Source organism: Prodigiosinella aquatilis, from assembly GCA_030388725.1.
GTDB lineage: Bacteria > Pseudomonadota > Gammaproteobacteria > Enterobacterales > Enterobacteriaceae > Prodigiosinella > Prodigiosinella aquatilis.
Map to the genome: position 1 here is coordinate 639633 of CP128857.1, position 14517 is coordinate 654149.

Sequence of the window (14517 nt, forward strand, 5' to 3'; positions counted from 1 at the left end):
ATTATTGAATAGTGAGAACGACTCTACCTAATACTGTAATGTCATCAATATTGCAGTCAAAGGCCACGCCCGCACCTTCAACTTTCAATCGTTTGACAGGGATACGTGTTAGAGACCTCACACTTATTTTTCCTTCAATATTGACTAGCCATAGCCCATCGCTGACTAATTCTAAATGTAAATCAACTATGTATTGCGTGTCTGAGTCAACCACTAACTGAGGTTTATTGGGGAACGTGCGTGGCTCAATGAATAGCGATTTATCGAGCAAGACATAGCCTGCATCAATAAGCTCACCTCTAATTAGACTTTTTCTAACAACACTTGTAGAGGTAGTGCCATTATCTTGATGTTTTTCACCAGATCCTGTCAATAACCATTCAAGCGTTACTCCTGTTTCCATCATGCATTGCACCATAATGTCACTGGGCAAACCGCCACGTTTGTAGCGCGCCGCTAATGAGCTAGATGCTATGTCTAGATGGTCAGCAAGGTGAGCTTTCTGAGTAAATCCATAGGCTTCAATCACTCGGTCCAAAATTGGGCCACTACCTGCATCGGGGTTTATACGGAATCTAGCCATAAAATTTTAAAGCTAGATTAAATCTACAAATATTGACATGTAGAAAATATCTAGCTAATCTCCATCTTGTAGTTAGTTTTTAACTGTCATTGACTGATATTGCCGTATCAATCTAATCAGGAGTTTGCCTTATGCGTCCCAACATTACAATTATCATCCCTGAACCATACCTCCCCTTAGACGAGTATTGCCGTCGCACTGGCACCAATAAAGAAACAGCCAGAAACCTGATTGAATACGGGAAATTGCCTATCAAACCGAAAGGTCAGCAAAAGAAAGGGCTGGTCGAAGTGAATATGGCTGCCTTGACGATCCAAGCCTTGAGTCAGTGTGACATTTCGCTTAACGCGAACTAATCATTGCGATTTAGGACGACGATAACCATGTTTGATTACCAGATCGCCAAACAGCCACTTTTTGATGATGCCTGCCGAAAATTTGCCAGTCAGCAGAATCTGGTCGATGTGGCAAACGCCGTCAACATACGGCCTCAAATGCTGCGCAACAAATTAAACCCGGAACAGCCTCATAAACTGACATGTGAAGAATTGCTGACCATCACTGATGTGACCGAAGACGCCACACTGATTGATGGCCTACTGGCACAGCTCAAATGTATGCCCGCCGTTCCCATGAACGAAGCGAACGCCGAACGCATCACCACTTACGTGTTGCAGGCCACCGCCGCGATGGGTGCCGTAGCGGCGGAAAGCGTCTCTACCGAACGCATGAGCCAGACACGACGCCACGCATTTATCAGCAGTATTAACTCCGGTATCAAATATCTGTCGTTAGTTGGCTTGTCGCTGCAAACACGCATCCAGGCAAACCCGGCGCTGGCGTCCACCGTAGACGCTATCAGCGGGATAGGCGCAAGTTTGAGCTGAATAACAACACCAGGGGAAACCACGCGCCGGGCGTGGTGAAACATCCCGGCACCTACTCGCAACTGCCTATTTGTGGGCAGTTACCAACAGGAGGGAACAATGCAAAAACCGATATCTATTGCACCTTTTCTCTGGCGTCATCAGGTAGAGAAACCACTCCCCGCAGAGATCCGTCACGGGAAAGGTAAACAGGGGATCATTATCCGGCCCGATGGCCGTCGCTGGGCACCACCCAGCGGCACGTTCAAAGACTTATTCAGGAGGCATTCATGAACCAGCATTACGCATTTACTGCCGGGCACCTGAACACCATGCCAGGCAACTTACGCGCCCTGATTGGCAAGCACTTTGCCGGTAGCCGCTGGCAGCAATCTTGTGATTTTTACAATCACCTGCCTGAACGTTACCGGGCAACGGTTGTTTTCCATGCCGGGCTTAATCAGAGCGTTGCGGTTTATCACCTTGAAGAAATGGAAACCAGCGTTTGCGAACGAGTGATCGGCGCACTGGATGAATTACGCCGCGCCTTTGCTAAATACCGTAAACACGAAATTAGCAATACTACGTTTATTCAGCGTTTATCTATTAGCGAAAGAAAATCGTTATTTTTCCATGCCGGATTATCTGCCGAGGAATTTAATCAACCAATCTGGCGTATTGAAAGCGATAGCTGTGAATGGAAACCCGCGTTAATTCGCTCATTGCAGGAGCTGTTAAGCGCGTTCGAAGATTCACCCGCTATTTTGACCAGTATTAAACCCGAAATTTATACCTGTTAATTAACGCCCGGAAAAATCAGACGCTTCACCGCGTCGGGCATTCTTTTACCTGAAAACGAGAAAACACTATGCAAACTATTGCACAAGCACATCAAGAGAAATTAGCTCGTGAAGCAAATCAGTGGAGTTTAGCACAGGCATTAAGTGCTGCTAGAAAAGAAGAAAAGGCACACGCCGCCGTCCTGTTTTCCAGCCATCTTGACCGGCTGGCCGTATACGCAGAACAGGAACAATTAAGCGGTGCCGAAATTATCGAATTGCTACGCCAGGAAGCAGAAAAAGTCCATCAGCAAGCGAAGGAGCATCACTAATGGCGGACAGCATGGATATTTCCCAGGAACAGCAGAACATGCTGCTAGCCGCCCAAGTAGCAAAGGCCCGAGCGTTACCCTTTCGGGCGTCTGCCTTTTTCTGTGAAGAGTGCAACGCCCCAATCCCAGAAGAACGCCGGGCCGCCGTTCCCGGCGTGTGCTGCTGCGTAACCTGTCAAGAAATCCAGGAACTAAAAAACAAACACTATCGAGGTGCTTTATGAGTAATGCGCATGAGTTGAAGATTACTACTGACCTGTTTCAGAAATTGTGTTCTGGGAGGAACAATATTATTTGTCGCGTTAATGATCGGGTTTATACGCCTGGTGATTATCTAGTATTGCGCGAATGGATATCAGTAGAAGAGAAATATACAGGCAATTGCATCAGGACAACGATAAATAATGTTCGCATTGTTGGTGACGCTCTTCACGGCTCTAATGGTTCTGCAATTCTGTCGGTCGATAATACGCGTATTGAGTCGGATAATTCTCCACTACTCCTGGATCTCAGCAAAATACCAGACTCACCGGCAGACCGCATGCAAATAGGCGGTTGTGAATGGCTAGACTGGAATCAATTGAGTGCGCTGGGGCTAATTAAACGTATCAATCGTGAAATTCTGCACCCGCTTGGGTTTGCGATGTTCAGGGATACTGAATCTGGGGCATCTCCCGGTGCAATGATCGCCAATGATGGGGTCTGGATCTATGGCGATGAGTCAGGGGATAAATCATGATCCGTCCGTTCATCAAATGGGCGGGGGGTAAAACCCGCGTCCTACCCGATTTGCTGTCACACCTTCCCGCCGCTGATTGCCTGATTGAACCGTTTGTCGGCGGTGCGTCGGTGTTCCTGAATACGGATTACCGCCGCTATGTGCTGGCCGATATCAACCCGGATCTTATTAACCTGTATCGCTGTGTAACCAGCTATACGGATCTGGTTATCGAAGCCGCGCAAGGAATCTTTGAAAAGTTCAATGATGCCGAGGGCTACGGCAAAATTCGCACTGCTTTCAACACTCAGAGGCGATCCGCGCGTATGTGTGCGCATACGCTGGAGAATATTGGACGCGCTGCGCAATTCCTCTATCTGAACCGCCATTGTTATAACGGCGTTTGCCGTTACAGCCGTAAGACTGGCTTTAATGTGCCGTTTGGCAAGTATAAAAGCGTCTACTTTCCTGAAAATGAAATTCGCCTGTTTGCCGAAAAAGCCAATGATACTAAGGCGATATTTCTTTGCGCGCCATTCCAGCGTTCCCTACAGGTCGTCACTGGTGGCGACGTTCTCGTTTACTGCGATCCGCCGTACCTGCCCATCAGTGAAACAGCTAATTTTACGCAATACCATGCCTCTGCATTCACTGCTGCCGATCACCGTGCGTTAGCCGCCGCCTTGCTTGAAGCAAACAGAAAACACGGCGTCCAGTGCGTTATTTCCAACAGCGACACCCTGTTAACCCGCGAAATTTACCAGCCTTTCACAATGCACGAAATCAGCGTGCAACGTTCTGTCAGCTCCGACATAGACAACCGCCAGAAGGCCAAAGAGGTAATCGGCGTTCTACCTGTCTGTAAATACTGCGGATGCTATGTGCGCGGCGGCTGCGTGACCTGTCAAGAAATCCGGGAACTAAAAAATAAGCACTACCGGGGGGCAATATGATTTACGCCTTTCCTTTTATCGCCTGTGGTTGCGGCTTGCTAGTCGGGGCCGCTGCCTGCCGGATCATGCTGTATCACCTTTCCCGGTAGGATATTAACAGATGACCCACTCCCACCGGGGCCATGCTGCCCCGTCCTCAACTACCTCCGATCCGGGTAGTCAGCCGAGCCACTTTGTCGGCGCCTACCCGTGGAACGCTCCTCGCCCCGCCATTGGCCCCGATGAAAGAGCGCTTACCCGTGAAGAAATCCTTCAGGGGCAAGCGGTTTTATCCCGCCTGCATACCTTACCGCGCTTTCTGGCGGCCCGCTTCCGCAGCCGTTACGAGTATCTGAAAAAATCCCAGGGATTAGCTGCCGCCTTTCGTTATCTGGTGCTGACCGTTGAGCGCCGATTGTGGCCACGGATTGAGGCTATCAATCTGCGCCACGGGGTTGATCTGCGCCGGGCGCTGGATGAATCCGACGGCTTTCGCCATCTGCCAGACATGACCGACCCAGATTTAAAACAGTTTGCCCGTCGCATTGCCCGGCAAGTCAGCAAAAACTACGAATGGCTGAGTGATGACTATCTGGCTGAACATGGCCCGGATAATGCGGTGCTGTTTACCCACAAAGCGCAAAGCCACCTGTACGGCAAAATCGCCGGGATGTGCCGCGCATTTAACGTCAGGCCGTTACATTGGCGCAAGTATTGCCGGGGAAAACTGGACATGCGCAGCGCCTTTGCCGCGCTGGTTCGTTTGTGTAACGAGGAGTGGTGGGAGCGCCAGTTGAAAGCACAGCGTACCCGCTGGCGTGAAGCCTTCCTGATAGCTATCGGCCAGGTCAACAAGGACGCATCACCCTACGCCAGCAAACAAGCGATCCGAGAAGTCTATTCTCGCCGTCTTGCCAACCTTGAATTCCTGAAAAGCTGCGAGGTGGAGAACGTCGCAACCGGGGAACGTTTCGACCTGATAGACAAGGTGATGGCGAGTATCTCTAACCCGGAGATCCGGCGTATGGAGCTGATGAGCACTATCGCCGGTATTGAACGTTACGCCAGCGAACAGAATGACGTCGGCATGTTTATCACCCTTACGACACCCTCCAAATATCACCCGACGCGAGTGATCGGCAAAGCCCGGAACGTGCAGTTTAACCGAAATTGGGACCGGGAAGCTTTCACGCCGAAAGACGGACAGCGCTACCTGGTGCGGGTGTGGGGGCTAATGCGCACCGCGTTTAAAGATAATGATTTGCAGGTGTATGGGATGCGTGTTGTTGAACCACATCACGACGGAACGCCGCACTGGCACATGATGCTGTTTTGTGAAAAAGGGCAGCGTCAGCAGATTATCGACATCATGCGCCGCTATGCCTTGAAAGACGATGGCGACGAACCCGGCGCACAAGAAAACCGCTTTGACTGCAAGCACCTGAACAAAGGCGGAGCCGCAGGCTATATCGCCAAATACATTGCCAAGAATATTGACGGCTACGCGCTAGATGGCGAGTTGGACGGTGAAACCGGTAAGCCATTGAAGGACGCGGCGTCCGCCGTTACCGCCTGGGCGGCAACGTGGCGTATCCCTCAATTTCACCCGATTGGTATCCCGACAATGGGTGCGTATCGCGAGTGCCGCCGTATCCGTGACTGTTCGCTGGCCGACCAATTTGACGAACAAGTAGAGGCAGTCCGTTTTGCCGCCGATGACGGAGATTTTGCCGCCTACATGAAAGCCCAGGGCGGCGCGAATGTGCCGCGTGACCAGCAAACTGTCCGCGTGGCGCGTACCCTGGCCGCCAACCTCAACAGCTACGATGAAGAAGTGCAAAAAGTGGTCGGGATCTTCTCGCCGCGTTATGGCGCCGGCCAGGTATTTACCACCCGAGCCGATGAATGGCGCATCGTCCCAAAGGCCGTTGACGTTGATGTTTTGCCGTTAAAAAGCGGCTCTGCCGCGTCTCGGAGTCCTGTCAATAACTGTGGATCGGGCATCGGCAGCACCGAGGAAAATCGCCACGTTAACCCACAAAATCAGGGCAATACGGCGTTTTCCGGGCCGCCCCCGATACCGATTGACTGGAATGATGAAGGCGCTGTGCTGTCGTTGGTAGTCGCAGCCCGAGGGCAAATAACACGACGACGCACGCTACAACAGAATATTGACCCAACAACGGCCACGCCGCGATCACCGTCGGCACGTTTAACCATGGCACAACGTCTGGAGTTAACCCGGATTCAGGCTGATTTGCAGCGGCGAGGAATAGAAACCAGTCGTCAGGAACGTGAAGCGCTGGTTCGCGGTGCCACCCTGCGCGTGGATGGCGAAGATATTCGGTTGCCGTCAGAGTCCGTGGACGGGTGGGGGTGGTGAGGAATGGGAATAAAATAACCCCAATAACTCTATCTTGGTTGTTTATCGGGGTTATTAGGGTTATAATAACTTTATCGTAAGGTGATCGGGTGAAAGGATGGATAGCAAGACGCTAATAGCAGAAATAAAAACGGATGGTTGGGTTCTGGTTAGGGTTAACGGTAGTCATCACCATTTTACTCACCCGACTAAACCGGGATTGGTGACAATCCCACACCCTAAAAAGGACTTGCCAATAGGCACAGTCAAAAGCATCAGGAAGCAAGCGGGGATTTAACCCCGCTTCACAGAGAGGGGCTAAATATGTTGTATCCAATTGCTATCGAGCCAGGCGACGAAAAACACGCGTATGGTGTGACTGTTCCCGATCTGCCGGGTTGCTTTTCTGCTGGTGATGCTCTTGATGAAGCAATGAGCAACGCGAAAGAAGCTATTACCGGTCACATTGAGTTGTTGATTGAGACGGGGGGCGATATTCCTGCTGTTTCCACTGTTCAGGATCTGGCGAAAAATCCGGAGTATGCGGGTTATACATGGGCGTTAGTTGATGTTGATGTCTCCCGCCTGATGGGAGGCGCAGAAAAAATCAACGTCACGTTGCCAAAGGTATTGATTGACCGTATTGATCGTGTTGTTGCTTCCCATCCCGAATTTAAAAGCCGATCTGGTTTTCTTGCACAGGCTGCGCTGGAGCGGATCACAGTGATTCGTTAGGTTGTCCACTCACCGTAAAAAACCGCTTCGGCGGTTTTTTTTTTGTTTTTGGTCAGGCCGTTGATAATTAATATTTACACTATTCACAATTTGAAATGTTATGCTTATACTGTATTTATATACAGTATTCATGGAAGGAGACAATGTGGATAAAGAATTAGAAGAACGTGTAATGCTAGAACGTGTGGAGCTGATTGCGCGCCTGACAACCGCAGGTGTATGTCAGGAACGAGATCGAGAGATTGCCCTGGAGTTAATTGCTGAGCTTGCAAGGGGGAACTTATTGAGAAGCAAGTCATTTTCTGTAGTTTTCTCTGCAAAACCATACGAGATTGATTAGGGTGAGTAGTCGACTTAAAGCTGTGGATACTGAGTAGGGTTTTGTTAAAATGCTCGAGATTTTACAGATACCCAGTTATACTCCGCTTGGAAATAAATCGGAGACTAAGATGGCGGTAAAAGTTGTTGATCTTTTTTGCGGTGCAGGCGGCTTAACGCATGGCTTACATTTAGCCGGTTTGGACGTTGTTGCCGGCATTGATTTGGAAGGTGATTGTCGTGTTGCTTACGAAAGCAATAACGACTCACTTTTCATTGAAAAAGATATATCTCTGGTGACTAAAGAAGAAATTGAGAACCTTTTTGAGGGGGCTAGTGTCAGGGTGTTAGCTGGTTGTGCACCATGCCAACCTTTTTCCAAGTACACTCAAGGGAAAGATAAAAAAAATGATAAAAAGTGGCCGTTACTATATGAATTCGAAAGATTAATAAGGGCAACTAATCCGGAAATAGTCACTATGGAGAATGTTCCTGATGTGACGAAACATTCCGTTTATGATGATTTTTACAATAGCTTAAGCTCATTGGGTTATCATGTTTGGGCTGATAGGATTGAGTGTGTAGATTTTGGTGTTCCTCAGAACAGGGTCAGGCATGTATTGCTTGCCTCGAAATTCGCCCCCATTTCTTTAATAAAACCACAATCAGACATTACGCTGACTGTTAAGGATTGCATCGGTGGTTTGACGGCTTTAGAAGCGGGTCAAACAGACCCAAAAGATCCTCTCCATAAGGCTAGCAAGTTGAGTGAAATCAATCTCAAACGTATCTTGCATTCTAAGCCTGGAGGTACATGGAGAGATTGGCCTGCTGAATTGATAGCTTCATGTCATGCGAAGGAGAGCGGACAGGGTTACGGTAGTGTTTATGGCCGCATGTCTTGGGATAAGCCGAGTCCAACAATAACAACTCTTTGTTATGGATTCGGGAATGGTCGTTTCGGTCATCCAGAACAACATCGGGCAATCTCACTTAGGGAAGCAGCATTACTTCAAACATTTCCTATTACATACTCATTTGCGCAACCGGGCGAATCTATCAAAATGAAGAACGTAGGCCGCATGATAGGTAACGCTGTTCCCGTTAATTTAGGTAAAGCCATTGGTCTCTCAATCGTTCAGCATCTGAGCGAGTTTCAACCGGCAGCTCTTAAATAGGACTGCGTATCAAGATAGGTTTGTATGTTATCAAGGATACAGTTGAGGTAGTGGAAAACTTCATCCTTCATTTTTACTAACGTATCAATAGAAGTGTCTCTACCTTTATTCCTGAACGACTCAGAACCATGAGCAAGGTCGTTTCTTGCTTTTTTTATTGGAAGTAAATTATAGCCGTTACGTGTGACTTCTGCATTTGTGTCTGAGGAAAAACCATATTTTTCTGCAACCTCCCTAATTTTCTTTGCGTCAACATTTCCGGAGAATAATGGGTTCTTATTTGCTTCAATTAGTTTTTTATGAGCGGCTAACCATTCCTTTAATATGACTTTCGCTATATTTCCTTGCGAGAAATCTATCTGACCATTTGGCGAGTGCAGGCTTTGAAATGCTACCTTTGTCAGGTTTTTATTTATTGTGTCTATACATAATGCCTCGTTGGACATGAACACGTTATGAATATCTTCAATAGCATTAGAAATGGTTGCTTCTATCAGGTTATATAAAATTATAAACGCATTTGCCTTGAGAATATGCGTCATGTCCATATCGACAGTGAGCATTGTAGGCTCATCGCCTGGGTTTTCTTTATAAACAAGAGATGGCCTCTTGTTTATTAATAATTGAATGAATGAGAAATATTCATTAATATCTTGCATTCTTTCGTTGAAAAGAATTTTGCTGGTCATTTCCTCCATTTATTTCACCTCATTCCATTTCATCAGCTTCATCTTCATCTTCTTCATTCGCTTCTTCAACTACATCTCTTCCAAGTAACTTGTTTTTAACATATTCAATGCGTGCTTTTACTTTTGGTTTTGAGTTGCTGGCATCTGAGCGAGTGTGGGTAATGAATTCTTTGGAATTAATCCAACTTTCAATATTTTGTGGTACTAAGTTTGGATCTTCTTCTAATGCTAACGTTGCACCAACAGCAAGGGCTTCGAAGCGAATTCTCGGTACTGTAGTGGCATTTTTAACTTTTCTGAATCCATTAGGGAAATAGGTTTCAATAAATTTACACATCTGATGGAATTTTGTTGTCAGCGTTTCAGCATCTTTCTCAGTGTATTCAGCGTTTTTACGCTTCAAATAAGTTGTCAAAAATTCATCAACACTTTTTCTGAATTCAAGATATTCTTCTGTATATGCAAAATAGCGTAGTGCTAACTCTGGATATTCAGAGCGACATTTTCTTGCATCACCCAAAGGACAGATACTCTGGAAAAGGGCGTCCTCAGAAATTTCATTGACAAAAGCAAGGAATGGGCCGTCGTTGCTACCTTGACGCTGTTCCATTGTCGTTAATTTCTTGCCTCCAGTGTTAAGCCGGTCAAAAATCTCTCTTCTTGTCTCTTCATCACAATATTCGGTAAGTTCGATCATTCGAATCGTTTTTCTATCGAAACGTAAGCGGCGGGGGGAGCTGAAATCAGAGTATTTAAAACCATTTGCGGTTACTAGCTTTTGAAGCCCTTCCAGTGTCAACATGTTGTTAGTGAATTGGTGGAGGGTTCTTATACGTTGACTACCGTCAACTATCTCAAGCCTACCCTCATTTTCTCCAGAGCCAATATCGGCGACGAATATATAAGGAATAGGGAGGTTCAAAAGCAAGGACTCAATAAAACGGGATTTTTGTTTATTATTCCAGATAAACTCCCTCTGATAGTCAGGGATGAACAGCTCTGCTTCATCATCGGCAAGACCTGTCTGGAACTTGTCAACGATGACACTGATAGGGAACTCTCGTATTTCATGGTCAGTGATTTTTTGCATCTCAACGATGCTTTGGTCTAATAGTTCCTTTTCTTCCTTCGTTTTTGGTGTGTGTTCCGCTTTTTTTCTCGCCATGATATTTTCATCCATACTGTGCGTGTAAGTGCATAAAATTGCATGTCAAACAAGACGCTAATCTATACTAGCCAATCCAGTAGTGGCAAGGCATTGCCTATAAATACAACTGCATTAAAACCGACCCATAAAGCGGGCAGGCGTAGCGGGGCCATGATTGCGCGCTATCACTTTTAATGCGTGAGTTGCGTCGCAGGTGCAAGCTTGAAGCGGAACGCCAGATTTACCCAGCCTAATGCCACAGTAACCTATTGACGTTTATTACAGTTTGTAAAATGCTGTTTATATGTACAGTGGAGAGGTAAGGTATGGACTCCTTAGAAAACGCACAGCTTGCATTATCCCGTGTGCAATTTATCGCTGAGATAGCGTTAATAGCTGACTGCGACAAGAAAGACTTACAGATGGCTCTGTCAATGATCTCTCATCTGGCCGAACAACAATACATAGAAAGCGGTCAGGTTGAGAATTGCTCTAACGTGGGCCAGAAAAGTTAACCGGTATCCTCTGCTATCTGGCCACGTCGGCCAGGTAGCGAAAAATTGTAATTCTGTGCATGGATCCGCATGATCCAGATTACGCAAGAAATCATACTCGCCGCCAGTACCACCGCGCTTTCAACTGGATCATGCACCTGCATGAAAACCATTACACGAAGCGGGCAGGCGTGGCGGGGCCATGATTGCGCGCAAGGCATTCTAAGGAGAAATTCTGTTTCAAGGTCTACATCCCATTTTACTTTTTAATCATTAGATATTCTTATTAAAATAATGGTTATACGGAGATGTATATGGCGTATCAAGTTGAAGCCGTTTGTCCTTGCTGTAAGACGGTTGCAAGTGGCGATTTGAATAAGATTGAGGAAGTATTTGGGTTTCGTACTGTTGATGGCGAAAGATTGATTCCACAATCATATTGTCGTAATTGCCGCCGATTAAGGTGTTCACCCAACGATAAACGTTGTGGAGCATAAAATATAAAAAAGCCGCTTTTAGCGGCTTTTTGCAATTAGTATGTTACATAGCGACATTATGAAGAGGGAAGTAAGACAGAGATCCCCCCATCATCGACGTCCAACTGATAAGCCTCGAATCTTATAACCTCTTCCCCTACCCACGTATTTAGCTCAAGCATTTGGCGCTGCAGTGGCATCAACTCATTCCGCACAAACACCTTGCTGGCTTTCTCCACATCCCCGAACCCGCCGACGTTACTCGGCATGATCCCCATCATCTGCGGCGGTACGCGCTGGGCGGCTAGCATATCGTCACGGGATACGTTCTTGATATTCAAAAACTCATCCTTTGCTGCCACTTCCGACAACGGGATCACCTGAATGCCGTCTTTCTTACCGTTCGGCGCATACATAAACAGATTACGGAAATTGCCCGGCCCTTTGGCATTCTTCATTGCCTGACGAATATTATCAACGTCGGTCTGCGTCTGGGCTGCGTCGCTCATATACAGAATAAATCCGGCATGACTGCCATTAAGGTAATACTTACGACGGAACAGCGTTGCCGACTCATTCAGTAACGTAGAGGGAATAGCGGAGAGGTATTCCGGCAGGCCGTAAATCTCCTGATTCAAATCCGGTTCCATCAGGTGAAACACGCTGTCCGCCTCAAAGGCATAAGGCTGGCTGTTATAGCCGTAGCGGGCAAACCAATAGGTATCCAGATCCAACCCACGCCGGGTATATTTCGCCAGTATCGGTTCCAGTGCCAGAATACCGCCCAGACGGTTGGTGCGTTTCTCCAGATAGGCATTACCGAAAACCAGATAATCCTGCACAAAACGACTAAACGCCTGCTGACTTAACAGCTTGTGCGGGATAAAAGTGCTGGTCAGAATGTTGCGTTTAACAAAAATCGGCGAACTGTGATGTACCGCTGCCCGGAACGTTCGTGCCAGTCCATCAAAGCTGATCGGCGGTTCATACCATCGGTCCATCTGTACGCACTCGACATAATCCAGTAATTCCCGCCGGTCCAGCACCGGGATCGGGTCACCAAAGGTAAAAGCTTCTACGCCCGGCGTCACCGGAGCGGTCAGGGTAGTCTTTTGCGGTTGGGGCTTGCGGCGTTTCGCCATTAGAAAATCTCCACGATGTTATTACTGTTGGCGTTTTCACCTTCCAACGGTTCATTAAACAGGGCATGCATGGTGGCCCACGCCAGATCCGCATGGCTGGCTTCCTCGCTGCGACTCGCTTCATAAGTCGGACGGTTACCGCTGGCGGTAACGGCCTTGCGGATGGACATAAAAGATTGCGCGATATCGGTGTTACCGGCGTCGAATTCCAGCCGACGATGGCTGATCACGTCGTAGGCTTTCAGCACCAGGGCGTTTTTGACATTAGGGTTGTAAACGAACTCCCGCACTGCCGGGAAAAACGATTTTACATTCTGGTAGACACCGAGGCCGACGCCGGTCGAGTCGATACCGATATAGGTCACGTTATACTGTTCAGTCAGTTTCTTGATGGCGTCAGCCTGGGCGCGAAAATCCATCCCACGCCATTGGTGGCGCTCCAGAATGCGAAATTTACCGCCTGGTACTATCGGTGGCGCGATCACCACGCACCCGGCGCTGTCACCATTTTGCGTACCTTTTGCCGGGTCGTAGCCAATCCATACTGGACGCCAGCCAAAGGGCCGCAACATCAGCGGCTGGAAATCCTCCCACACCTCCCAGCTATCCACCATGCACGCCTGCAAATCGGACAGTTGGAAGACCGACGCCAGATCGTCGATAAATTCACACATCAACAGGTTTTGATAATCCGGTGGGCTGTATTCCAGCCGCAACTGGTCGAGGTCGAACAGATTGCAGCCACCGCGCACCGCATCTTCCACGGTGACAATCTGGCGATATTGACCGTCCGGACAGAGCACACCTTTTGCAAGGTGTGAATGGGTCAGGTCGATATCAATTCGGTCCGACTTGGCGCGGCCACGATTGAACAACGCACCAGACCAGAACGGATACGCGCTATGTGTCAGGCTGGATGGCGTAGAAAAATAGGTCTGTCGCCATTTTTTGTGTAGCGCCATCCCTGATGCGACTTTGCGCAGTTCCTGAAATTTGGGGATCCAGAAATATTCATCCAGATAAAGATTGCCGTGATAACTCTGCGCCGTCCTGGCGTTGGTGCCGAGGAAATACAGTGTTGCCCCGTTACTGAGCGTCATCGGGTCGCCGCGCAGTTCAACATCCACTTCACGGGCAAAATCCAGAATGTACCCTTTGAACACATGCGCTTGCGCTTTACTGGCCGACAGAAAGATTTGATTACGGCCAGTGATCAGCGCATCAATCAGGGCTTCACGGGCGAAATAGTAGGTCGCCCCAATCTGACGGGATTTCAGTACATTACGGATACGGTGCTGATTACCGGCATGCCACCATGCTTTTTGATAGTCGAACAATTGATCGTGAAACAGGGATTGCAGCTTCTCGATCTGCTCGTCACTGAACAGGTTCTTTTCCGGTGTTTTGCGTGGGCCGTTGTTCCGGCTGGCGATGTTAGGGTTTAAATCCGCCTCATTGCCGCCGTTTTGGTATTTACCGATGCGGGCGTGTCGTTCGGCCTGCCGGGCCAGCAGGTCGATTTCCTTAAAATCTTTCCCCTCCTTCTGCGGTTTCATAATCAACTGGCAGTAACGCGCCGCCGTGGTCAGTTGCATCTGATCCAGTGGGCCGTAATCGCCCCACTTGTCGCGCTTCTTCCAACTGTGTACGGTGGCGGGTTTCTCACCCAGCATTTCAGCAATGCGGGCAATGCGTAATCCCTGAAACCACAGGAACATGGCCTGACGGCGGGGATCGAGGTCGGTGTTTTGTGCTGTCGTTTCCAT

18 protein-coding genes and 1 pseudogene are annotated in these 14517 nt (G+C 48.2%); 14 read left to right on the plus strand and 5 right to left on the minus strand.

What is annotated here, in order from left to right; translation table 11 throughout:
* Position 1: 1 nt before the first annotated feature.
* Positions 2-583 (minus strand): phage repressor protein CI, encoded by a 582-nt coding sequence (locus tag PCO85_03015; protein ID WJV54449.1) that lies wholly within the window; start codon positions 581-583, stop codon positions 2-4.
* Positions 584-714: 131 nt separating this feature from the next.
* Here PCO85_03015 and PCO85_03020 point away from each other — a divergent pair, with 131 nt between their 5' ends.
* The 13 genes and pseudogenes from PCO85_03020 to PCO85_03080 all read left to right on the plus strand — a co-directional run bounded on the left by PCO85_03020 (position 715) and on the right by PCO85_03080 (position 8803).
* The gene (locus PCO85_03020) at positions 715-939 is read left to right on the plus strand and encodes a regulator (protein WJV54450.1); all 225 of its coding nucleotides are present in this window, start codon (positions 715-717) and stop codon (positions 937-939) included.
* Positions 940-966: 27 nt separating this feature from the next.
* Entirely contained in the window at positions 967-1470 is a 504-nt protein-coding gene (locus PCO85_03025) for a phage regulatory CII family protein (GenBank protein WJV54451.1), read from the plus strand.
* A 99-nt stretch (positions 1471-1569) separates the two neighbouring features.
* Positions 1570-1743, plus strand: a complete 174-nt coding sequence (locus tag PCO85_03030) for a hypothetical protein (protein WJV54452.1) — start codon at positions 1570-1572, stop codon at positions 1741-1743.
* Positions 1740-2249: a replication protein B gene (locus PCO85_03035; protein ID WJV54453.1), complete on the plus strand. Its 510-nt coding sequence runs from the start codon at positions 1740-1742 to the stop codon at positions 2247-2249. Before PCO85_03030 ends, PCO85_03035 begins: the two co-directional genes overlap by 4 nt.
* A 68-nt stretch (positions 2250-2317) precedes the next feature.
* Positions 2318-2560, plus strand: coding sequence for a DUF2732 family protein (locus PCO85_03040; protein WJV54454.1), 243 nt, complete (start codon positions 2318-2320; stop codon positions 2558-2560).
* Positions 2560-2784 (plus strand): TraR/DksA family transcriptional regulator, encoded by a 225-nt coding sequence (locus tag PCO85_03045; protein WJV54455.1) that lies wholly within the window; start codon positions 2560-2562, stop codon positions 2782-2784. Before PCO85_03040 ends, PCO85_03045 begins: the two co-directional genes overlap by 1 nt.
* On the plus strand, positions 2781-3299 hold the full coding sequence (locus PCO85_03050) for a DUF3850 domain-containing protein (protein ID WJV54456.1): 519 nt from the start codon (positions 2781-2783) through the stop codon (positions 3297-3299). The genes PCO85_03045 and PCO85_03050 overlap by 4 nt, the downstream gene beginning before the upstream one ends.
* Positions 3296-4231 carry a Dam family site-specific DNA-(adenine-N6)-methyltransferase gene (locus tag PCO85_03055; GenBank protein WJV54457.1) on the plus strand — a complete coding sequence of 312 codons (936 nt, stop codon included), beginning with the start codon at positions 3296-3298 and terminating at the stop codon, positions 4229-4231. Before PCO85_03050 ends, PCO85_03055 begins: the two co-directional genes overlap by 4 nt.
* 100 nt (positions 4232-4331) lie before the next feature.
* Positions 4332-6593, plus strand: coding sequence for a replication endonuclease (locus PCO85_03060; GenBank protein WJV54458.1), 2262 nt, complete (start codon positions 4332-4334; stop codon positions 6591-6593).
* A gap of 97 nt (positions 6594-6690) precedes the next feature.
* Positions 6691-6870, plus strand: coding sequence for a type II toxin-antitoxin system HicA family toxin (locus PCO85_03065; protein WJV54459.1), 180 nt, complete (start codon positions 6691-6693; stop codon positions 6868-6870).
* A gap of 26 nt (positions 6871-6896) precedes the next feature.
* Positions 6897-7307 carry a type II toxin-antitoxin system HicB family antitoxin gene (locus PCO85_03070; GenBank protein WJV54460.1) on the plus strand — a complete coding sequence of 137 codons (411 nt, stop codon included), beginning with the start codon at positions 6897-6899 and terminating at the stop codon, positions 7305-7307.
* 145 nt (positions 7308-7452) lie between these two features.
* Positions 7453-7626 (plus strand): annotated as a pseudogene (locus PCO85_03075) (DinI family protein).
* Positions 7627-7756: 130 nt separating this feature from the next.
* A complete protein-coding gene (locus tag PCO85_03080) occupies positions 7757-8803 on the plus strand; it encodes a DNA cytosine methyltransferase (GenBank protein ID WJV54461.1) in 1047 nt (348 codons plus the stop codon).
* Here the strand turns inward: PCO85_03080 and PCO85_03085 are convergent.
* Entirely contained in the window at positions 8782-9501 is a 720-nt protein-coding gene (locus PCO85_03085; GenBank protein WJV54462.1) for an MAE_28990/MAE_18760 family HEPN-like nuclease, read from the minus strand. The genes PCO85_03080 and PCO85_03085 overlap by 22 nt on opposite strands.
* Positions 9502-9511: 10 nt before the next feature.
* Positions 9512-10657 (minus strand): DUF262 domain-containing protein, encoded by a 1146-nt coding sequence (locus tag PCO85_03090; protein ID WJV54463.1) that lies wholly within the window; start codon positions 10655-10657, stop codon positions 9512-9514.
* Positions 10658-10965: 308 nt separating this feature from the next.
* Here PCO85_03090 and PCO85_03095 point away from each other — a divergent pair, with 308 nt between their 5' ends.
* Positions 10966-11154 carry a hypothetical protein gene (locus tag PCO85_03095; protein WJV54464.1) on the plus strand — a complete coding sequence of 63 codons (189 nt, stop codon included), beginning with the start codon at positions 10966-10968 and terminating at the stop codon, positions 11152-11154.
* A 532-nt stretch (positions 11155-11686) separates the two neighbouring features.
* Here PCO85_03095 and PCO85_03100 read toward each other — a convergent pair.
* Both PCO85_03100 and PCO85_03105 read right to left on the minus strand, forming a co-directional pair.
* On the minus strand, positions 11687-12751 hold the full coding sequence (locus PCO85_03100; protein ID WJV54465.1) for a phage portal protein: 1065 nt from the start codon (positions 12749-12751) through the stop codon (positions 11687-11689).
* Complete coding sequence (locus PCO85_03105) at positions 12751-14517, minus strand: terminase ATPase subunit family protein (protein WJV54466.1); 1767 nt, start codon at positions 14515-14517, stop codon at positions 12751-12753. The genes PCO85_03100 and PCO85_03105 overlap by 1 nt, the downstream gene beginning before the upstream one ends.